Raw genomic sequence first — 20,792 nt, forward strand, 5'->3', positions numbered from 1 at the left:
CACATAGACGATGTTCGTGTAGTCGTCACTACCCCCTAAACAACGCGGGATCTTATGGTGTCTTTCGATAGGCGCAAAGGCGTGCAAGCGCGTGCGCGCTCGATAGATGATCTCGTCGTGAATTCTTTTGTAGTCCATCAAGTATTTAAACAACAGATCATCACTGGTTCGTGGCAACTAAGCCACAAAGGAAAGATTGTGGCCAAAAGTGGTTGTTCATGACGACATCATGAACTTAAAGTGTGACTCATGCGCTGCATGTGTAGCGCAACTTACTAAGGAGCTATAAATGAGCACACTGAACGAAACCCTGGCTGCACTTGACTCTGTTATCAACGCGGAAGGCACTGCGGAAACTGTGAAGGCTGCACTTAGCGCAGCACGCGTGCAAGCCATCAAGGACGAAGTTGAACGCCTGCAAAAGCAGCTCAAGGAAGTCAAGGCGCTGCTGCCCACTAAGCCGCTGAGCCCCAAGCAGCAAGCACTTGCGGACAAGCGGGCGAAGGCCAAGGCGGACAAGGAAGCTGCTAAGAAGGCAGCAGAGGACAGCAAGAAGAAGTAACCCCCAAGCAACACAACACACACGGCCCGAAAGGGCCGTTGTTCTTTGGAGACCATGATGAGCGCTGAAGACCTGCTGTGTGCCCTGGGTAACTTTACGGGGACTGAATCCTACTTCCGGCACACCCACCGGACACTGCTAACTGATGGCGTGCAGTACCTTGCCAGCAAAGCGCAGTGCTACTGGTTGATGGACGTGATTGCCAGTCACCTGCCTGTAGTGCCTACTGACGAGTATTTCTGCATTGCAACGCTGGAACGCAACGGGGAAGGCGCGCACTTCGAGCTCGTCAACGACGTGCCAGCTACGCGCTACTACGCAACGCAGGAGATTGCCTGGACGGACTTTCCACTGCAGAAGATCAAGCTGTACTGCAGCCAAGCAGGGGATCAATGGGTGATTATGTTGCCCAGCGAATACTAAGCACACAGCACAAACAACAAAGCGCCCCAGGAGGGCGCTTTTTTTACCAGTTATACTTGATCTTACTGTAAGTAAGATTCATCTTTATTCTGTACCGCCTTAACAACGCACGAACCAAAATCTCGATAGCATCATCAGCTGACGGCCCAATCATAATCTGAATATCTTGCAAAGCATCTTTTCGCAACGGAACTAGCAAAAACTTCGTTTTCACGTGATTATTGCTATCATACATTTCCGTAACAAACTGAGCACAATCATCACCATCCAAGTATCTTGCTGCACTTTGAACACCTAGAATCTTGTAACGCCACTCTTTCTCAAATCTCCAGTGCTCTCTTTTCTTTGTCCCTAAGTGACTTAGCTCATACTGAATCATTTCGGCGCTTTGTGTAACGCATGATGTTTTGTGATTCTCATCATATTGAATTTTGTAAGGCCCCATCACCACGCGTGTCAGCGTAGAGGCTCCGCTATCTCTTTTCACTTTTAAATAATCACTCAAAGTGAACATACAGTTATGAGGACTCGGCGCCTTAACGCAAGATGTATGTGCTATGAAATCCCATGGCAAACCGATTCGAATTCCACGCTTCTTAGGCGTATACATTCTCCACATCGGCAGCGACTCTTCTTCTTCAGCGGTCCAGCAGGTTGCAAAGACAAGCTCCTTTGATATCAGAAGGTCATTAGCATCAGCCTCTTCGGGATCATTCACTAAATCAAGGCGATTAAATTTAAGCTTTCTCGTGCTCAGCATCATCGCCAACGCTTCAATTGACGTGTAATGATACAAGCGCGACGGCATTCTTTCCGGCTCATCTGCCGGACGCAATTTAGGTAGCAACTTTCACCCCTTCACTTTTTCTTCTTAACGCCAATTGGATCGGGAACAATCTGATTCGCTCCGGCAAGCGTTGTCGCTTTGCTGTAGAAGCTTTCAAGCATCTGCGCACTTGTTCCCATCTGTTCCTTCAGCATCATAATGGACATGCGATTACTGATGATTGCCTCTGTTGCATACGCATGACGCAAGCTATATAACGTGCGATTCTGCCCTGTCGCAGAGTCTTCACGCAAGCCAACGAACTCCAGTAGCTTCCTGAACTGCACGTCTGCATTGATGAACGGTGATCCATCAGGCAAGCAAAACACCTTAGTCTTGTTGGTTATCTCGTAGTCAGCTTTAAGCTTCAGCGTTTCTATAAGCTGCAGCACTGTTGCATCAGCGATTGCTTTGCGTGCGCCTGTCTTACCATCAAGCAAAAACTGCGCATACGTAACGCCATCCTTCTGCACATACGAGCACATACCCCAGGTCAAGTTATAGACCTCAGTCCCTGGCCTGCATCCCGTCGAAGCTACAAAGTACATGAACACAGACAGGACTTCACGCCTGTGCTTAACGCGCTCTTGTATGCCCTCTTGGTTACACCACTCCAGAACCTTCTCACGCAGCAGCTTGTATTCTTCTGGGGTAAATGCTGGCCTAGGCTTTGCGTCTTCACCATCAATGTAAGGCTCTGGTATCTCGGCCTTACTCATGACCTTGCCTTTAATCGCTTTCTTAAAGACTAAGTTGAGTGACGTGTAGTAGTCCTTAACAGTCGGCTTACTAACAGTGCCATCATTGTTGTCGCGCATGATCTGGACTGCACGCTTTAGGTCGTCTTCAGTGATGTTGTTGACTGCCTTCGCACCCAGCGCAGGTATCCATACTGTGTTTAAGCGTGCAATATGCTTTGCCTCCAGGGACCCCTTAACTGCTGGCGACAGCTCCTGTATCACGCTCTTGGCGATTGTTTTGAAGGTCTTCGTCAGGACAGGCATCCCCATCTTCTGACTAAACTTTGCCTCGTAGTAAAGCTCCTGTGCCTTTGCGATGGCTTCTTTTTTGTCAGCAGTTCCGGTGGTCTTAGTGATCCACTGCTTGTCTGCCTTGAAAGTTACTTGATAATTTTCTGTGCCGGGACGCTTGAAGATTCTCCCTGCACCATCCAGTATCACATCTGATACGATAGCTTTCCTGGGCATGTTGTATGCTCCTGCGCGCGTGTGCTTTGCGGGGACTGCATGCTACGTGCTGCGATTTTTGACTGCAGGCTACGTGTATGCTACGTTTTGAAGGCAAAAGCCTAACAAAATCAAGTAGCTATACGATCAAGCGCTCTGCCATAATCGGTCCGCTTTTTGGTAAAGGCGCGATTCTACGCCCATGCCCGGCGCCGTGCCCGGCTCAAGCCACCCCCTGCCCTGCCCCTCGCCGATGACATCCAGCCAACTCTCCGCTGTTTTCCTGCTCGCCCTGTTTGCCGGTCTGATGTTCCGTTTCTGGCTCGCCATGCGCCAGATGCTCCATGTCCGCCACCACAGGGGCGCGGTGCCCGCTGCCTTCGCCGACAGCATTGCTCTCGACGCCCACCAGAAGGCCGCCGACTACACTGTGGCGCGGGTGCGGCTGGGCATGATCGATCTCTTCATATCCACCTGCCTGCTGTTGATCCTGACCCTCGGAGGTGGCCTGCAGGCCCTTTACGATCTGGCGAGCCAATTCCTTGAAGCCGGCAGCCTGGCCCAGGGCGTCGCCTTCATCGCCCTGATCGCCAGCGTCTCCTGGCTCGTCGATCTACCCCTGGGCCTCTACCGCAGCTTCCGCCTGGAAGCCCGTTTTGGCTTCAACCGCCTGACCCCGGGCCTGTTCATCGCCGACACACTGAAGAGCGTGACCCTGGCCGCCCTCATCGGCCTGCCGCTGATCGCTTTCGTGCTGTGGCTGATGGGCTCCATGGGTGAACACTGGTGGCTGTATGTGTGGGCCTTCTGGCTGGGCTTCAACCTGTTGGTGCTGCTGGTCTATCCCACCTTCATCGCCCCCCTGTTCAACAAGTTCAAACCCCTTGAGGACGGCCCCCTCAAGACCCGCATCGAAGGTCTGATGACCCGCTGTGGCTTCCGCCTGTCCGGCCTGTTCGTAATGGATGGCTCCAAACGTTCAGCCCACGGCAATGCCTACTTCACTGGCTTTGGCGCGGCCAAACGCATCGTGTTTTTTGACACCCTGCTCGACAAGCTGGCCCCCACCGAGGTCGAGGCCGTGCTGGCCCACGAGCTGGGTCATTACCATCACCACCACCTCTGGAAACGCCTGGCCGTGATCGGTGCCGGCAGCCTGGTCTTCTTTGCCCTGCTGGGGCATCTGGCTGGCCAGTCATGGTTCTTCGAAGGGCTGGGCATGCAGGCCACCGGAACCGCACCCACGCTGGTTCTGTTCGCCCTGGCCCTGCCGGTGTTCACCTTCCCCCTGACCCCACTGATGAGCATGTGGTCACGTCGGCACGAGTTCCAGGCGGACGCCTATGCCGCGAGCCAGGCACCGGCCGCCGAGCTGGTCAGCGCTCTGGTCAAACTGTACCGGGACAACGCCTCCACCTTGACCCCCGACCCACTCTACTCCAGCGTCTACGACTCCCACCCCCCGGCGGCGATCCGCATCGCCCGACTGCAGGCAGCACGCCAGTGAAAACCTTCGGCACCCTGATCGCCGCCTTCGGCCGGCAGTACGAGGTCCGCAGTGACACCGGCGAGATCCTGCTGTGTGTTCCCCGTGGCAAGAAAAGCCTGTTTGCCTGTGGCGACAGGGTCCAGATTGCCACCACTGGCCCCGGCCAAGGGGTCATCGACAAGCTGGTGGAACGCAGCAGCCTGCTCTACCGCTCCGACGCGTGGCGGCAGAAGCTGATCGCAGCCAATGCCACCCAGGTGGTGATGGTGGTGGCCACCGAACCGAGCTTCAGTGACGAGTTCATATCCCGGTGCCTTTGCGCGGCAGAGAATCAGAACCTCAAGGTGCTGATCGTGCTGAACAAGACCGACATCGTGGCCGGCCTTGCCGACGCCCGCAGCCGGCTTGCGGCCTTCTCGGCCCTCGACTACCCGGTGCTCGAGATGTCGGCCCTCGACAACGTGGACAGCTTGCGGGCCCGCCTGATAGGCGAAACCAGCCTCCTGGTAGGGCAATCGGGGATGGGAAAATCGACGCTGACCAACGCCCTGATCCCTGAGGCGAGAGCCGAGACGCGGGAAATCTCCGAAGTACTCGACACAGGCAAGCACACCACGACCTTCGCCCGCCTTTACCCCCTGCCCGAGGGCGGCGGCATCATCGACAGCCCGGGCATGCAGACCTTCGGGCTGGTACATCTCGACGGGCAGGATCTGGAAGCCAGCTTCCGGGAGTTTCGCCCCTATGCAGGGCAGTGCCGCTTCCGCGACTGTCGGCACGACTCGGAGCCCGGTTGCGCACTACAGGAAGCTGCCGAGCGGGGGGAGATCGAAATGAAGCGCCTGCGCCAGTTTTTGCAGTTCCGCAGCGAATGCGAGCAGGGCCGGCGCCAGGCCCAGGGCTGGTGAGGCCCCGGCAGGCCGCTTGACTCAGGGCAGTTCGTCGCCCCTGCCCTGCCAATCCGGGTTGGGCAGTTCGTCAAAGGCGTGGCCAAGGGCCTCGCTCCAGCGATTGCGGATCATTGCAAAGTACTCGTTCTTGGCATCGATACTGATGTGGGACGAGATCTGCAGTTCATTGGTCTTGACGATGGCCAGGTCCAGGGGCACGCCCACCGACAGGTTGGAACGGATGGTCGAGTCCATGGAGATCAGGGCCAGCTTGGCAGCCTCGTCCAGGCTGGTATGACGCTTCACCACCCGGTCGATGATCGGCTTGCCGTATTTCGATTCGCCGATCTGGAAATACGGCGTATCAGGCGTCGCTTCGATGAAATTACCCGCGGCGTAAATGTGGAACAGGCGCGATTGCTCCTTGCCGATCTGCCCCCCGAGAATCAGGGCCGCGGTGAAATCGATACCAAAGTTCTGCAGCGCCTCCGCATCCCGACGGAACACCTCCCGCAGCATCTCGCCCACATGGCGGGCTGCCTCGAACATGTTGGGCACCGACCACAGGCTTTCCCGCCCGTCCTGGGTCGCCATGGCTTCCCTCAGCATCGATACGAGTTGCTGGGTGATGGCCAGATTACCGGAGCTCATCAACACCAGCACCCGCTCTCCCGGGCGCTGGAAGATGCTCATCTTGCGGAAGGTGTTGATATGGTCAACGCCGGCATTCGTACGGGAGTCCGACAGGAACACCATACCGGCATCAAGCAGCATGCTCACACAGTAGGTCATGGAAAGGAGCTCGAAGAAAAGGGGCGGCGCCAGACCGGCGTCGCCCCGGATTGGGGAAGGTACAGCCCGCCGGGCTGTACTGTTCAGCTTTGCAGTTCGTTGAGCAGAGACTTGATCTCGGCCCGGATGGATGCGAGTTGCTCGCGTAGGCCAACCGACTCCTCCGCGTCCTCCCGCTTGCGGGACGCCATTTCGTCGAGACGATTGCGCGCACCGGAGATGGTGAAACCGTCCTGATACAGCAACTCACGGATGCGCCGGATCAGCAGCACTTCATGGTGCTGGTAATAACGCCGGTTTCCACCCCGCTTGACCGGCCGCAGCTGGGTGAATTCCTGCTCCCAGTAGCGCAACACGTGGGGTTTGACCCCGCAAAGCTCACTCACTTCACCGATGGTGAAATAGCGCTTGAGGGGGATCGGCGGCAGATCGGCTGCCGCCGGAAGGTCACTTTGCGACATCGCTCAGTTGCTCCACATTGGCCTTGAGCTTCTGGCTGGCGTGGAAAGTCACCACACGCCGGGCAGTAATTGGAATTTCCTCGCCGGTCTTGGGGTTGCGACCGGGACGCTGGGGCTTCTCACGCAGCTGGAAATTGCCGAAGCCAGACAGCTTGACGCAGTCGCCCCGTTCAAGAGCCATGCGGATTTCCTCAAAGAAACACTCCACCATGTCCTTGGCTTCACGCTTGTTGAGACCGACCTGCTCAAAGAGCATGTCGGCGAGCTCCGCCTTCGTCAAAGTCATGCTCATGTAATCAGGCCCTCAACTTCGCGCCAAGACTTTCCTCGGCGTGCCGGGTAAGGGCAGTCATCACGGCATCCACTTCAGCATCCTCCAGAGTTTTCTGAGTTTCTTGCATAACTACGCGGAAAGCAAGGCTTTTCCGGTTTTGCTCGATACCCTTGCCCTGGTACTGGTCGAACAGCTCGATACGTTGAACAATGGCCGGAGCAACACTCTGCAGGCCCTTCAGGAGCTGTGCTGCCGCCACTTCCTGATCCACCACGAGGGCAAGATCACGGGTAACGGCAGGGAAACGGGAGACCTCCCGGTAAGCCGGCGTTACACTTTCCAGCAGGATGTCGAGCTCAATTTCGAAGACCACCGGTGCTGTACCCAGCTCATAACGCTGCACCCACACCGGATGCAACTCGCCGATGAAACCGACAACCTTGCCATCAAGCACGACCCGGGCCGAACGGCCCGGATGCAGGGCGGGGTGAACCGCCCGCTCGAACTCCGCAACCCGCGGGAAGAGCAGCGCCTCAAGATCAGCCTTCAGATCGAAGAAATCCACGTTACGGCCAGTCTCACCCCACTGCTCGGGGCGGGCCAGACCGCCGGCCAGCACGGCCAGGCGGATCGGCTGGTGAAAACCCTCCACGGGCTGCCCCGAAGGGCTGCGGGTGAAACAGCGCCCGATCTCAAAGACACGCACCCGGCTGGTCTGACGCTTGCGGTTAGTGACCAGATTGGCGACGAGACCGCCTATCAGGGTCGAGCGCATCACGCTCATCTGGCTGGCAATCGGATTAGCCAGACGCACCGGATCGGTGTTGCCGGCAAAGTCCCTTTCCCAGGCTTCTTCGACAAAGGCGAAGTTGATCACCTCCTGGAACTCACGACCGGCAACCAGGCGCCGCACGAACATCGCGTCACGTCGGGCTTCCGGACGGGGCAGCATGCTGATCGGCCCCCGGGGCGCCAGCACCGGGATGTTGTCGTAGCCGTGGAGACGCGCGATCTCTTCGATGAGGTCTTCCTCGATCTCCAGGTCGAAACGGTAAGACGGAGGCGTCACGACGAAGTCCTCACCCTCCCTGACCACGTCGAGATTGAGACGCACGAACATCTCGGCGACGGCATCCGCGCTCAGGGCAATCCCCAGCACACGACGCACGCGGGCCGCACGCAAGCGGATGGGGGCACGGGCCGGCAACTTACTCTGCGCCACGGATTCCATCACCGGGCCCGGCTGACCACCGCAGATGTCGAGGATCAGACGGGTGGCACGCTCGATGGCCTTACCAGCCAGGGCGAAGTCCACCCCCCGCTCGAAGCGGTAGGAGGCATCAGAGGAGAATCCATGGGCACGGGCACGACCAGCAATCGCATCGGGCGCGAAGAAGGCGCTCTCCAGGAAGAGGTCCGTCGTATCCAGGGTAATCCCGCTGTCCTCGCCGCCCATCACGCCTGCGAGGGCCAGGGCACGAGATTCATCAGCAATCAGCAGGGTGTCGGCAGCGGGAGTCACGGTCTGACCGTTGAGGAGCACAACCTGCTCGCCCTCCACCGGAAAGCGGACATGAATGGCGCCGCTCAACTTCGCTTCATCAAAGGCGTGAAGGGGCTGGCCAAGCTCCAGCATGACGTAGTTGGTGACATCCACCAGGGCGCTGATGGCCCGGATGCCGCTGCGCGCCAGGCGCTGTTTCATCCATTCCGGCGTGGGTGCCTTGGCGTTCACACCCCGGATGATCCGGCCACAATAACGTGGGCAGGCTTCCGGCGCGTCGAGCACGATGGCCCGCGTCGCATCGTGGGTCGCCGCCACAGGATCACAGGCCGGAAAGCTCAGTGGACTACCGGTAAGCGCCGCCACTTCCCGGGCGATCCCGGTCAGGCTCAGACAATCGGCGCGATTGGGCGTGAGCTTGATAGTGAACAGGGTGTCATTGAGCGCCAGGTATTCACGCAGGTCAGTGCCCACAGGGGCATCCTCCGGCAGCACCAGCAAACCGCTGCTTTCCTCGGAAATACCCAACTCCTTGGCCGAGCACAACATACCGAAGGATTCAATGCCACGCAGCTTGGCCGCCTTGATGCCGAACCCGGCCAGGTCGGCACCGACAAGTGCGCAGGGAATCCGGATACCTGCAGCCGCGTTGGGGGCGCCGCAGACGATCTGCAGCAACTCACCCTGCCCGGCATCCACTTTGCAGACGCGCAACTTGTCGGCATTGGGGTGCTTCTCGGCCTCGACGATCTGCGCGACGACTACCTTGGAGAACACGGCGGCCACGCCGTCCTGCTCCTCCACTTCCAGCCCCGCCATGGTGAGCAAATGGCCCAGCGCGTCCGAATCGAGATCCGGGCTGACGAAACTGCGCAACCAGAGTTCTGAAAATTGCATGGCTTACCTGAATTGACCGAGGAAACGAAGATCGCCTTCAAAGAAAAGACGCAAGTCGTTGACGCCATAGCGCAACATGGTGAGGCGGTCCGGCCCCATGCCGAAGGCAAAGCCGGTATAGCGCTCGGGGTCGATACCGCCAAAGCGCAGCACGTTGGGGTGCACCATCCCACAACCCGCAATCTCCAGCCAGCGGCCCTTCAGGGCACCGCTCATGAAGGCCACGTCAATCTCGGCCGACGGCTCGGTGAACGGGAAAAAGGACGGCCGGAAGCGCACCTGCAAATCGTCGCTCTCAAAGAAGCTACGCAGGAAGTCGGCGACAACCCCCTTGAGGTCGGCAAAGCTCACCGACTCACCCACCCACAGGCCTTCCACCTGATGGAACATGGGTGAATGGGTGGCGTCGGAGTCCACCCGATACACCCGCCCCGGCGCGATCACGCGAAGCTCGGGCATGGTGTCGCGGTCCTTGTAGGCCTCCACGTGGGCCTGCATGGCGCGGATCTGGACCGGGCTGGTGTGCGTCCGCAACATCACCCCTTCGCCGTTTTCCAGATAAAAAGTGTCGTGCATCGAACGGGCCGGATGATTGGCCGGCGTGTTCAATGCCGTGAAATTGTAGAAATCGGTCTCGATCTCGGGCCCTTCGGCCACATCGAAGCCAATGGAGCGGAACAACTGCTCAACACGCTCCAAAGTGCGCACCACCGGGTGCAGACCACCCACACCAGCGCCGCGCCCCGGCAGGGTCACGTCGAGGGCCTCGGCGGCGAGCTGGGCTTCAAGCGCAGCCCGCTGCAGGGCATCACGCCGGGCGGAGAGCAGTGCCTCAATGGCAGCCTTGGCTCTGTTGATCTCGGCGCCAGCACTCTTGCGGGCCTCCGGATCGAGTTTGCCGAGGCCCTTCAACAGTTCAGTGAGAGAGCCAGCCTTGCCCAAGTAACGGGCCTTCGCCATTTCAAGGGCTGCGCCGTCAGCGGCAGCGGAAAAGTCAGTTTCCGCCTGCGCGACGAGTTGATCGAGTTGATCCATTTTTCTGTCTTATCCCGGGTTCAGGACAAAAAAAAGGAGGCCAGGCCTCCTTTTTTCGTGCTGCGTTGGATTACGCAGCGAGCTGGGCCTTGGCTTGTTCGGCGAGCGCCGCAAAAGCGGGCTTGTCGAAAACGGCCAAATCGGCCAGCACCTTGCGGTCCACTTCGATGGAAGCCTTCTTCAGGCCGTTCATGAAGCGGCTGTAGGTCAGACCGACCTCACGCGCAGCGGCGTTGATACGGGCGATCCACAGGGCACGGAACTGACGCTTGCGTTGACGACGGTCGCGGTAGGCATACTGCCCCGCCTTCATCACCGCCTGCTTGGCGATCCGGTATACGTTCTTGCGACGGCCGCGGTAACCCTTGGCCTGGTCGAGGACTTTCTTGTGACGTGCACGTGCGGTTACACCGCGCTTAACTCTGGGCATTGCGTTCTCCTAAATCAGGCGTAGGGCATCATGGCGCGGATGGACTTTTCGTCCGCAGCATGCACGGCAGTCATGCCGCGAAGCTGGCGCTTGCTCTTGGTCGTCTTCTTGGTCAGGATGTGGCGCTTGAACGCCTGCGAACGCTTGATGCTACCGCTAGCGCGGACCTTGAACCGTTTGGCGGCCCCGCTCTTGGTCTTCATCTTGGGCATGAAGTACTCCAGCTTATGACATGGCCCCGGGTGGCTTCCGACTTCCGGAAACGCTTCAACAACCCGTCACCACTTGTTTCCGGCGCGCTATGCTGCGCACCGTGCTTCGGCCCCTAATGAGGGGCCGAAATTTCCTCAATGCTTCTTCTTCGGCGCGATGACCATGATCATCTGACGCCCTTCCATCTTCGGCATCTGCTCGACCTGGCCAATTTCTTCCAGATCGGCCTTCACACGCTCCAACTGGCGCATACCGAACTCCTGGTGAGCCATTTCGCGGCCCCGAAAACGGAGGGTCACCTTCGCCTTGTCACCTTCGTTCAGAAACTTGATCAGGTTGCGCAGCTTGATCTGGTAGTCGTTCTCGTCCGTACCCGGACGCAGCTTGACTTCCTTGACCTGAATCTGCTTCTGCTTCTGCTTGGCTTCGTGGGCCCGCTTGGCTTCTTCGTACTTGTACTTGCCGAAGTCCATCAGGCGGCACACGGGAGGCTTGGCCATGGGTGCGATCTCAACGAGATCCACGCCAGCTTCTTCCGCCGCTTCCAACGCAGCACGCAGAGAGACGATGCCGATCTGCTCACCGTCCTCACCCGTCAAGCGCACTTCCGGCACACTGATTTCGCCGTTTATGCGCAGCTTCTTATCCTGAGCGATGGTTCAATTCTCCATGAAAACAAAAATATCAGGCCGTGCCGGCAAACGAAGTCACTTCGTCTTGCCAACGCTCGACAATCTTATCGAGGGACATTTGACCGAGATCTTGATTACCCCGGGCGCGGACGGCCACTACATTTGCTGCCTTTTCCTTGTCGCCGACAACCAGCAGATAAGGCAGCTTTCGAACGCTATGTTCGCGTATTTTATAAGTAATCTTCTCGTTGCGCAAATCGGCCTCCACCCGGAAGCCGCGCGAACGCAAGCTTCTGACGACATCCGTGACGTAATCCGCCTGCGATTCAGAGATATTCAGCACAACCGCCTGCACTGGCGCAAGCCACAAGGGCAATGCGCCCGCATGGTTTTCGATCAGAATGCCGATAAAACGCTCCAGGGATCCGAGAATTGCCCGGTGCAGCATCACAGGCGTGTGGCGGCCGTTGTCCTCACCAACATACTCAGCCCCCAGACGCGCGGGCATGGAGAAATCCACCTGGACCGTCCCACACTGCCAGGAGCGACCGATGGCATCCTTGATATGGAATTCGATCTTCGGGCCGTAGAAGGCACCTTCGCCAGGCAACTCCTCCCACTCCAGCCCGCTAGCCCGCAGCGCAGCGCGCAGCGCGCCCTCCGCCTTGTCCCACACCTCATCCGACCCCACCCGACTGCCCGGACGCAGGGCCAACTTGACCGCCACATCCTTGAAACCGAAGTCCGCATACACCTTGCGCACCAAGGCATTGAAAGCAGTCACCTCGGCCTCGATCTGATCTTCCGTACAGAAGACATGGCCATCGTCCTGAGTAAAGCCGCGCACTCGCATGATGCCGTGCAGCGCCCCTGAGGGCTCATTACGGTGACAGGCGCCAAACTCGCCATAGCGCAGGGGCAACTCGCGATAGGAGCGCAGATCGGAATTGAAGATCTGGATATGACCCGGGCAGTTCATTGGCTTCACCGCATAGTCACGACTTTCCGACTCTGTGGTGAACATGTTGGCCTTGTAGTGCTCCCAGTGCCCGGATTTCTCCCATAGGGAACGATCCAGAATCTGGGGGCAGCGCACTTCCTGATAGCCGTTGTCACGATAGACGGCACGCATGTACTGCTCTACGGCCTGCCAGACAGTCCACCCATTAGGATGCCAGAACACCAGTCCGGGCGCCTCTTCCTGGAGATGAAAGAGGTCAAGCTGCTTGCCCAGACGGCGATGGTCGCGCTTTTCTGCCTCCTCCAGCATGTGGAGATAGGCCTCCTGCTCTTCCTTTTTGGCCCACGCCGTACCGTAGATGCGCTGCAGCATTTCGTTCTTCGAGTCGCCGCGCCAGTAGGCCCCGGCAACCTTCATCAACTTGAAGACCTTAAGCTTGCCGGTGGACGGAACGTGAGGACCACGACACAGATCGGTGAACTCACCCTCCTTGTAGAGGGACACATCCTCGCCCTGAGGAATGGAGGCAATGATCTCGGCCTTGTAATGCTCACCAATGGACTTGAAATAAGCAACCGCCTCGTCCCGCGGCAGCACGCTGCGCTCAACGGGAATATCGCGCTTGACCAGCTCAGCCATGCGGACTTGGATTTTCTCCAGATCCTCCGGCGTAAACGGACGCTTGTAGGCGAAGTCGTAGTAGAAGCCGTTTTCAATCACCGGCCCGATGGTGACCTGGGCATCAGGGAACAACTCCTTGACGGCATAGGCCAGCAGGTGCGCCGTGGAGTGGCGGATGACCTCAAGACCATCCGGATCCTTGTCGGTCACGATGGCCAGCGCCACATCATGCTCAATGAGATACGAGGTATCGACCAGCCTGCCATCAACCTTACCGGCCAGCGCCGCCTTTGCCAGACCAGCACCAATGGACGCGGCGACCTGGGCGATCGTCACGGATTGCTCGAAACTGCGCACAGAACCGTCGGGCAGGGTGATATTGGGCATGATGACTCGCTCGGGAAAATTTTGGGCAAAAAAAAAGTGCGGACGAGCCGCACTTTTCTTTTTCTGGAAAACGCCTTACAGCAGACTCGTCAAAGCTTGTCTTGGCTGCTGCAAGTTCGAGACATTCGTTTTCCTTCTTAGGTGTTTGGTAGGCGCGATTGGACTCGAACCAACGACCCCCACCATGTCAAGGTGGTGCTCTAACCAGCTGAGCTACGCGCCTAAGAAGCCCGCATTATAGACGAACCCTTAAAACTGTCAACGATTACTTGAATTTATTTTACTGAGGTTGTGCAGGCCAGGCGGCCAGAAAACGCTGCCAGTGAGGTGACTCAAGCCGGCTCAGCGCGTCGCGGACAAAACTGACTTCGGTCTGATACTGCACCTTATCAAGCACGCCGCGCATGCACTGGAAGCGCAGGAACACGAGATAGGTGTTAACCACGTCGGTCTCACAGTAGTCCCGAATCTCCCCGATCCGTCCCTCGCAGTAGCCCTTCCAGACCGCCGAGCCGTCCATGCCCAGCTTGCCAGGAAAGCCCATCAGCTTGGCCAGATCATCAAGCGGTGCATTGGCGCGGGGTTGGTAAAGGGCCAGCAGATCCATCAGATCCAGGTGACGGGTGTGATAACGCCCGATGTAGTTGTTCCACTTAAAGTCCCGGGAATCATGGTAGTCACCATCCCCAAGATCCCAGTAGCGTGGTGCCGAGACCCCGTGGAACATGCCACGGTAGTGCAGGACCGGCAGATCGAAGCCGCCTCCGTTCCAGGAAATCAACTGGGGGGTAAAACGCTCGATCCCGTCAAAGAATCGCTGAATGATCTCGCCTTCAGCGCAGTCGGGCTCCGACAGGGAGAACACCCGAAACTGACTCGCATCCCGCAGCACGCAGGAGATGGTCACGACCTTCTGGAGATGATGGGGCAGGAAATCGCTTCCGCTTGATGCCCGACGCAGTTGGAAGGCGTACTCGGCCACCTCCTCCGCACCAAGCTCATCGGGCAGTCCGTGCAGGGAACGAATGCCCTGTACATCAGGGATTGTCTCGATATCGAAGACGAGAGTGGCGGCCATCGTCATGCTCAGGCTGGGAATACGCCGGTAGACAGGTAGCGGTCGCCCCGGTCGCACACGATCGAAACGATCACGGCATTCTCAACCTGCTCGGCCAGCCGCAAAGCCACATGCAGGGCGCCCCCCGAAGAAATGCCCGCAAAGATGCCTTCCTCCCGGGCCAGGCGCCGCGTCATCTCTTCCGCATCGGCCTGGGCGACGTATTGCAGCTGATCAACCAAGGACTTGTCATAAATCCGGGGCAGATAGGCGTCCGGCCATTTGCGAATACCAGGAATCTGTGCGCCATCGGTGGGCTGGCAGCCGATGATGCAGACGGCAGGATTCTTCTCTTTCAGGTAGCGGGACACCCCCATGATGGTGCCGGTCGTTCCCATGCTGCTGATGAAGTGGGTGATGGTGCCACCGGTCTGCTCCCAAATCTCGGGGCCGGTACCGTCCACGTGGGCCTGGGGATTGTCCGGATTGGCGAACTGGTCGAGGATCACGCCCCGCCCCTCGTCGCGCATACGCTCAGCCACATCGCGAGCCAACTCCATGCCACCCTCTTTCGGTGTCAGCACCAGTTCGGCACCAAAGGCCCGCATGGTCTGGCGACGTTCGATGCTCTGGTTCTCGGGCATCACGAGAATCATTCCGTAACCGCGTATCGCGGCAGCCATGGCGAGAGCGATCCCGGTATTGCCGCTGGTCGCCTCGATCAGGGTCTGTCCAGGCTGGATGTCACCCCGGGCCTCACCGCGCAGGATCATGGACATGGCCGGACGGTCCTTCACCGACCCTGCCGGGTTGTTACCTTCCAGCTTGGCCAGAATCACGTTGTTATGCCCTGCCGTGATGCGCTTCAGCCTGACCAGCGGGGTCTGGCCCACGTAGTCCTCGAGAGTCTTGAATTCCATGTTTCGGTCCACCGGATATCGGATTGGAGATTGCTTCGATCATACCGAATGCGGCGGTCGAGGGTTGCGACCCCACGTATCCCGCACGATCGGATTGCCGCTGCACAGGGCTGAAAAAAGGGGCTTCCACCGGAAGCCCCTGGACACTTGGCACAGCCAGGCCTCAGGGCCGGCCGATGCTCAGGTAAGTCAGGCCAGCCTCCCGCGGAAGCCGCGGGTCAAACACGTTGCGGCCATCGAAAATGACCGGACTCTTGAGCTTGGCTTTGATGACCTGAAAATCAGGGCTGCGGAATTCCTTCCACTCGGTCACGATAAGCAAGGCATCGGCACCATCGAGCGCCAGCATGGGACGTTCAGCGTAGTTCAGGCGTGGCTCGTCACCAAAAATCCGGCGGGTTTCGTCCATCGCCACTGGGTCATAGGCCGTCACTGTCGCGCCACGCCGGAACAGCTCGGCGATGATCACCCGGCTCGGCGCCTCCCGCATATCATCAGTATTCGGCTTGAAGGCCAGCCCCCAGACTGCGAAGTGCTTGCCGCTCAGGTCCTCGCCGAAGTGGGCCACGACCTTGTTCACGAGCACCAGCTTCTGGGCATCATTGGCATCCTCGACCGCGTTGAGCACACGCAAGGCATGCCCTGCATCCGCCCCGGTCTTGATGAGCGCCTTGACGTCCTTCGGGAAACACGATCCGCCATACCCGCAGCCCGCATACAGGAAGTGATAGCCGATGCGCGGATCGCTGCCGATGCCCTGACGCACCAGTTCAATATCGGCCCCCAGGGATTCTGCGAGCAGGGCCAACTCATTCATGAAGCTGATCCGGGTGGCCAACATGGCATTGGCCGCGTATTTGGTGAGTTCGGCGCTGCGCAGGTCCATGATCAGAAGCTTTTCATGGTTGCGCTGGAACGGCGCATAGATGGCCTTCATCAGGAAAATGGCCTGATCATCCTCGGCTCCCACCACGATCCGGTCGGGGCGCATGAAGTCATCCACCGCAGCCCCCTCTTTAAGGAACTCGGGGTTAGACACCACGCTGTAGGGAATCGCCTCGCCTCGGGCATCAAGCTCGGCCTGAACCGCAGCCTTGACCTTGTCGGCAGTTCCGACAGGTACGGTGCTCTTGTCGACGACCACCTTGTAGTCCGTCATGTGGCGACCAATGGCACGGGCTGCCGACAGCACATACTGCAGGTCGGCAGAACCATCCTCATCCGGCGGCGTGCCCACGGCGATGAACTGGATGGTGCCGAATTGGACGGCCTCCTGAACGTTGGTCGTGAAATGCAAACGACCTGCAGCCACGTTACGGGCGACCACCTGATCAAGCCCCGGCTCATGGATGGGGATTCCCCCCTCCTTGAGCACCCGGATTTTCTCGGGGTCCAGGTCCAGGCACAACACGTCATTGCCCATCTCGGCAAGACAGGCCCCGGACACCAGCCCCACGTAACCCGTACCGACAACCGTAATTTTCATATGCGAGTTCCCGCAACCTATCCTGAGAGTGTTTCCAAAACCGGTGGGCCAATCCCGAACCGGAGAGCCTAGACCACAAAACCAGCCTAGGGCGTCAGATCGAATTCCTCGGTACGCTTGGGCGGATAGGTTTCCCAGCCGCCACACGCAGGGCAACGCCAATAGAACTGGCGTGCCTTGAAACCACAAGCATCACAACGATAGCGGGCCACCCTGCGGGTGTGCCCATGTACCAGGCCCTTGACCAGTTCGATGTCCGTACGCTGTTCGACAGGAGCTGTCAGCAAGGCTGCCTCAAGGAGCTTGTCCAGTCCGAGCAAGGTCGGATTGCGTCGCAACTCGTCCCGCACCAGTTGGTACGCTGCCGACGGCCCCTCTTTCTGCAACTCCCACTGGAACAAGGCATCCAGCAGGTCCAGGGACGCATATTGCTCCAGGTAGCTGCGCAACAACTGCATGCCCTGTTCGAGTTCCCCCAGCCTGCGATAGGCATCCATCAGCCTCTCGGCCACAAGGGCCAGGTAGACCGGATTTTGGCTTTCCACGCGCTTCCAAGCCTCAAGTGCCGCTCTGTCATCCCCCTGGGCCACATGCAGATCGCCCAGCAGCATGCTCGCACGCACACATTTCCGGTTCGTCTCGAGGGCGCGCAACAAAGCGCTCCGCGCCTCGTCAAAGCGGGAGTTGGCCATGTCGGCAGAGGCGAGTTCGCAGTGGAAATTGGCCATTTCCTTTTCCCAGAGCGCACTCTCATGCCCCGGAAGAGCATCCGCCGTTTCGATGGCCTTCCGCCAATCCTTCTCCTGCTGGTAAATGTCGAGCAGGTTCTTGAGCGCAAAATCATTCAGGCGGCTGCCCCGCAGTTGTATGAAAACCGCTTCTGCCCGATCAAGAAGGCCCGCTTTCAGGAAATCCAGCCCTAGCTCGGACAGGGCCTGCAGCCGCTGATCGTCCGACAGATCGTCCCGATCAATCAGATTCTGGTGCATCCGGATCGCTCGGTCCGTCTCACCCCTTCGCCGAAAAAGGCTTCCTAGGGCAAAGTGCAGTTCAACCGTCTGATTATCGATCTTCACCGCCTCGATAAAGGCATCAATAGCCTTGTCGGGCTGCTCGTTGAGGAGGAAGTTCAGACCTGTCAGGTAGGTGCGCGGCAAAGCCCGCGACTCTTTGACCAGATGCTTGATGTCAATTCGGGCAGCCAGCCAGCCCAATACGAAAAACAGGGGAAAGGCCAGCAACCACCACAACTCGAATTCCATGGGCTCAGTAGGTCTCCGGCAGATCAGGGCCGTGGGCAATCGGCCCCCTGCCGCGCCCATCAGAAGAAGGAGCAGCTCCCTGATCACGGAGATGGCCGATCTCGCGATGCTGACGGTAAAGCGTGGTCAACGTCGCAGTGACGCCAATCAGCACACCGACGGTGACAAACAGCAGAATGACCAGGACCAGCGGAACCTGCCACTGGGCACCGAAAAAGAAACGCAGGACGACTACATCGTCATTTTTGACGGCAAAGCCGAAAAGCAGCAGGAACAGGAAGAGCCTGAAGGCCCAGATGAGAGCGCGCATGCCCGAAATTATCCCTGACGTGGACAAAAAAAAGAAGGCGGCTTTCGCCGCCTTCAGGATCGAGCCTTCGGCCTCCGGATGGGGAAGCGTCATCGCCATATGGGTCACCCCATCATGTCGACACGTTCCCTCAACTCCTTGCCAGCCTTGAAATGCGGAACATACTTCTCCGGCACTTGCACCTTCTCCCCCGACTTGGGATTACGCCCGACACGGGGGGGACGGTAATTCAAGGCAAAGCTGCCAAAGCCGCGGATCTCGATGCGATCACCCCGCGACAGGGCATCGGTCATCGCATCGAGGATCATCTTTACCGCGAACTCGGCGTCCTTCGCGACCAGCTGGGGAAAACGCTCCGCCAGCCGGGCGATGAGCTCCGACTTGGTCATGCCCGAACCGCTTACTTCTGCTCGTTGAGCTTGGCCTTCAGCAGCGCACCGAGGTTGGTGGTGCCGCTGGCAGCAGACGCGCTGTCAGACGCCAGCTTGCTCATTGCTTCAGTTTGTTCAACTTGATCCTTGGCACGGATGGACAGATTGATGCCACGAGTCTTGCGATCAACATTAACGATCATCGCTTCGACGGCATCGCCAACCTTCAGCAGTTGGGACAGATCATCCACGCGGTCACGGGAGAACTCGGACGCACGCAGGTAGCCTTCGACGTCGTTGTTCAAACCGATCACGGCACCACGGGCATCCACACTGCGAACGGTACCGTTCACCAGGGTGTTCTTGTCGTGGGTAGCGATGAAGTTGGTGAAGGGGTCTCCATCGAGCTGCTTGATGCCGAGAGAGATGCGCTCCTTCTCGACATCGATGTTGAGCACCACAGCCTCGACTTCGTCACCCTTCTTGTACTGGCGCACGGCTTCTTCGCCGGTCAGCGACCAGGACAGGTCGGACAGGTGAACCAGACCGTCGATACCGCCTTCCAGGCCGATGAACACACCGAAGTCGGTCAGGGACTTGATCTGACCACGGACCTTGTCACCCTTCTTGTGGTTGATCGCAAAATCGTCCCACGGGTTGGACATGCACTGCTTCATGCCCAGGGAGATGCGGCGACGGTCTTCGTCGATTTCGAGAATCATCACTTCGACTTCGTCGCCCAGCTGGACGACCTTGGTCGGGTGAATGTTCTTGTTGGTCCAATCCATTTCCGATACGTGGACCAGGCCTTCGATGCCTTGCTCCACTTCGACGAATGCGCCGTAGTCAGTAATGTTGGTCACCTTGCCGAACAGACGGGTGCCCTGCGGGTAGCGGCGGGAGATGCCGACCCACGGATCTTCGCCCAGTTGCTTGAGACCCAGGGAGACACGGTTCTTTTCCTGGTCGAACTTGAGCACCTTGGCTTCGAGTTCGTCGCCCACGGCCAGAACTTCGGACGGGTGACGGACACGGCGCCAGGCCAGGTCGGTGATGTGCAGCAGGCCGTCGATGCCACCCAGATCCACGAATGCGCCGTAGTCGGTGATGTTCTTGACGATACCCTTGACGACGGTGCCTTCCTTGAGGGTTTCGAGGAGCTTCTGACGCTCTTCACCCATGGAGGCCTCAAGCACGGCGCGGCGGGAAACCACCACGTTGTTGCGCTTGCGGTCGAGCTTGATGACGCGGAATTCGAATTCCTTGCCTTCGAAGGGGGTGGTGTCCTTCACGGGACGCATGTCCACCAGGGAACCCGGCAGGAACGCACGGATGCCATTGACCATGACGGTCAGGCCGCCCTTCACCTTGCCGGTGATCATGCCCTTGACGAGGATGGCGTCGTTGAGCGCCTTGTCGAGGTCGTTCCAGGCGGCGATGCGCTTGGCCTTGTCGCGGGACAGGCGGGTTTCGCCGTAGCCGTCTTCAAGCTGCTCGATGGCGACTTGAACGTAATCACCGATTTCGGTGGTCAGTTCGCCGCGATCGCTGCGGAATTCCTCGATGGGGATGTAGCTCTCGGACTTGAGGCCGGCGTTGACGACCACGAAGTTCTGGTCGATCCGCACGACTTCGGCGGTGATGACTTCACCGGCGCGCATTTCCTGACGATTGAGGGATTCCTCAAACAGGGCGGCAAAGCTTTCCTCAAGGGAAATAGGGGTGGCAGTGGACATATGTGAAAAAGAACCTTACAACCGTCGCGAGACGGCTCCTGGTTAAACAACCCTCCATGCCCGGGC

The 20,792-nt window shown here is 58.6% G+C and carries 22 protein-coding genes and 1 tRNA gene; 4 read left to right on the top strand and 19 right to left on the bottom strand.

Translation table 11 applies throughout. The features are described from left to right. The first annotated feature begins 289 nt into the window (after positions 1-289). Positions 290-562 (top strand): hypothetical protein, encoded by a 273-nt coding sequence (locus tag PHI64_RS08255; protein WP_299881409.1) that lies wholly within the window; start codon positions 290-292, stop codon positions 560-562. A 57-nt stretch (positions 563-619) separates the two neighbouring features. Further along, positions 620-985, top strand: coding sequence for a DUF6876 family protein (locus tag PHI64_RS08260; protein WP_299881411.1), 366 nt, complete (start codon positions 620-622; stop codon positions 983-985). A gap of 43 nt (positions 986-1,028) precedes the next feature. On the opposite strand, the gene PHI64_RS08265 is transcribed toward PHI64_RS08260, so the two are convergent. Together PHI64_RS08265 and PHI64_RS08270 are read right to left on the bottom strand one after the other, a co-directional pair. Beyond that, a complete protein-coding gene (locus PHI64_RS08265; RefSeq protein WP_299881413.1) occupies positions 1,029-1,832 on the bottom strand; it encodes a DUF2971 domain-containing protein in 804 nt (267 codons plus the stop codon). 11 nt (positions 1,833-1,843) lie between these two features. Further along, complete coding sequence (locus tag PHI64_RS08270) at positions 1,844-3,019, bottom strand: hypothetical protein (RefSeq protein WP_299881415.1); 1,176 nt, start codon at positions 3,017-3,019, stop codon at positions 1,844-1,846. A 286-nt stretch (positions 3,020-3,305) separates the two neighbouring features. On the opposite strand from PHI64_RS08270, the gene PHI64_RS08275 reads away from it, so the two are divergent. Then, complete coding sequence (locus PHI64_RS08275) at positions 3,306-4,505, top strand: M48 family metallopeptidase (protein ID WP_299881548.1); 1,200 nt, start codon at positions 3,306-3,308, stop codon at positions 4,503-4,505. After that, on the top strand, positions 4,502-5,395 hold the full coding sequence (gene rsgA / locus PHI64_RS08280) for a ribosome small subunit-dependent GTPase A (protein WP_299881418.1): 894 nt from the start codon (positions 4,502-4,504) through the stop codon (positions 5,393-5,395). The genes PHI64_RS08275 and rsgA overlap by 4 nt, the downstream gene beginning before the upstream one ends. Positions 5,396-5,416: 21 nt before the next feature. On the opposite strand, the gene PHI64_RS08285 is transcribed toward rsgA, so the two are convergent. From PHI64_RS08285 to rpsA, 17 genes are all read right to left on the bottom strand, one after another. Next, positions 5,417-6,169 carry a proteasome-type protease gene (locus tag PHI64_RS08285; RefSeq protein ID WP_299881421.1) on the bottom strand — a complete coding sequence of 251 codons (753 nt, stop codon included), beginning with the start codon at positions 6,167-6,169 and terminating at the stop codon, positions 5,417-5,419. An 83-nt stretch (positions 6,170-6,252) separates the two neighbouring features. Next, a complete protein-coding gene (locus tag PHI64_RS08290; protein ID WP_296569768.1) occupies positions 6,253-6,630 on the bottom strand; it encodes a MerR family transcriptional regulator in 378 nt (125 codons plus the stop codon). After that, a complete protein-coding gene (locus tag PHI64_RS08295) occupies positions 6,617-6,922 on the bottom strand; it encodes an integration host factor subunit alpha (RefSeq protein WP_296569767.1) in 306 nt (101 codons plus the stop codon). Before PHI64_RS08295 ends, PHI64_RS08290 begins: the two co-directional genes overlap by 14 nt. 4 nt (positions 6,923-6,926) lie before the next feature. Then, positions 6,927-9,305, bottom strand: coding sequence for a phenylalanine--tRNA ligase subunit beta (pheT, locus tag PHI64_RS08300; RefSeq protein WP_299881428.1), 2,379 nt, complete (start codon positions 9,303-9,305; stop codon positions 6,927-6,929). Positions 9,306-9,308: 3 nt separating this feature from the next. Next, positions 9,309-10,340, bottom strand: a complete 1,032-nt coding sequence (gene pheS / locus PHI64_RS08305) for a phenylalanine--tRNA ligase subunit alpha (protein WP_299881431.1) — start codon at positions 10,338-10,340, stop codon at positions 9,309-9,311. A 70-nt stretch (positions 10,341-10,410) separates the two neighbouring features. After that, positions 10,411-10,770, bottom strand: a complete 360-nt coding sequence (gene rplT / locus PHI64_RS08310; RefSeq protein ID WP_141349527.1) for a 50S ribosomal protein L20 — start codon at positions 10,768-10,770, stop codon at positions 10,411-10,413. Between the two features lie 14 nt (positions 10,771-10,784). Next, positions 10,785-10,982, bottom strand: coding sequence for a 50S ribosomal protein L35 (gene rpmI / locus PHI64_RS08315; RefSeq protein WP_169145625.1), 198 nt, complete (start codon positions 10,980-10,982; stop codon positions 10,785-10,787). A 135-nt stretch (positions 10,983-11,117) separates the two neighbouring features. Continuing rightward, positions 11,118-11,639 (bottom strand): translation initiation factor IF-3, encoded by a 522-nt coding sequence (gene infC, locus PHI64_RS08320; RefSeq protein ID WP_366945162.1) that lies wholly within the window; start codon positions 11,637-11,639, stop codon positions 11,118-11,120. Positions 11,640-11,667: 28 nt separating this feature from the next. After that, a complete protein-coding gene (gene thrS / locus PHI64_RS08325) occupies positions 11,668-13,584 on the bottom strand; it encodes a threonine--tRNA ligase (RefSeq protein ID WP_299881436.1) in 1,917 nt (638 codons plus the stop codon). 146 nt (positions 13,585-13,730) lie between these two features. After that, positions 13,731-13,807: transfer RNA gene (locus tag PHI64_RS08330), tRNA-Val, on the bottom strand. A 57-nt stretch (positions 13,808-13,864) separates the two neighbouring features. Beyond that, positions 13,865-14,662 carry a 3'-5' exonuclease gene (locus tag PHI64_RS08335; RefSeq protein ID WP_299881439.1) on the bottom strand — a complete coding sequence of 266 codons (798 nt, stop codon included), beginning with the start codon at positions 14,660-14,662 and terminating at the stop codon, positions 13,865-13,867. A gap of 8 nt (positions 14,663-14,670) precedes the next feature. After that, entirely contained in the window at positions 14,671-15,561 is an 891-nt protein-coding gene (cysM, locus tag PHI64_RS08340; RefSeq protein ID WP_299881442.1) for a cysteine synthase CysM, read from the bottom strand. Between the two features lie 163 nt (positions 15,562-15,724). Next, the gene (locus tag PHI64_RS08345; RefSeq protein WP_299881445.1) at positions 15,725-17,047 is read right to left on the bottom strand and encodes a UDP-glucose/GDP-mannose dehydrogenase family protein; all 1,323 of its coding nucleotides are present in this window, start codon (positions 17,045-17,047) and stop codon (positions 15,725-15,727) included. An 86-nt stretch (positions 17,048-17,133) separates the two neighbouring features. Beyond that, positions 17,134-18,309: a lipopolysaccharide assembly protein LapB gene (lapB, locus tag PHI64_RS08350; RefSeq protein WP_299881448.1), complete on the bottom strand. Its 1,176-nt coding sequence runs from the start codon at positions 18,307-18,309 to the stop codon at positions 17,134-17,136. 4 nt (positions 18,310-18,313) lie between these two features. Next, entirely contained in the window at positions 18,314-18,718 is a 405-nt protein-coding gene (locus PHI64_RS08355) for a lipopolysaccharide assembly LapA domain-containing protein (protein WP_299881451.1), read from the bottom strand. A 5-nt stretch (positions 18,719-18,723) separates the two neighbouring features. Continuing rightward, positions 18,724-19,008, bottom strand: coding sequence for an integration host factor subunit beta (locus PHI64_RS08360; protein WP_079434022.1), 285 nt, complete (start codon positions 19,006-19,008; stop codon positions 18,724-18,726). 11 nt (positions 19,009-19,019) lie between these two features. Continuing rightward, complete coding sequence (gene rpsA, locus PHI64_RS08365) at positions 19,020-20,726, bottom strand: 30S ribosomal protein S1 (RefSeq protein ID WP_299881455.1); 1,707 nt, start codon at positions 20,724-20,726, stop codon at positions 19,020-19,022. Positions 20,727-20,792: the final 66 nt, after the last annotated feature.

Origin of the sequence: Zoogloea sp. (assembly GCF_028689785.1) — a bacterium.
Taxonomy (GTDB): domain Bacteria; phylum Pseudomonadota; class Gammaproteobacteria; order Burkholderiales; family Rhodocyclaceae; genus Zoogloea.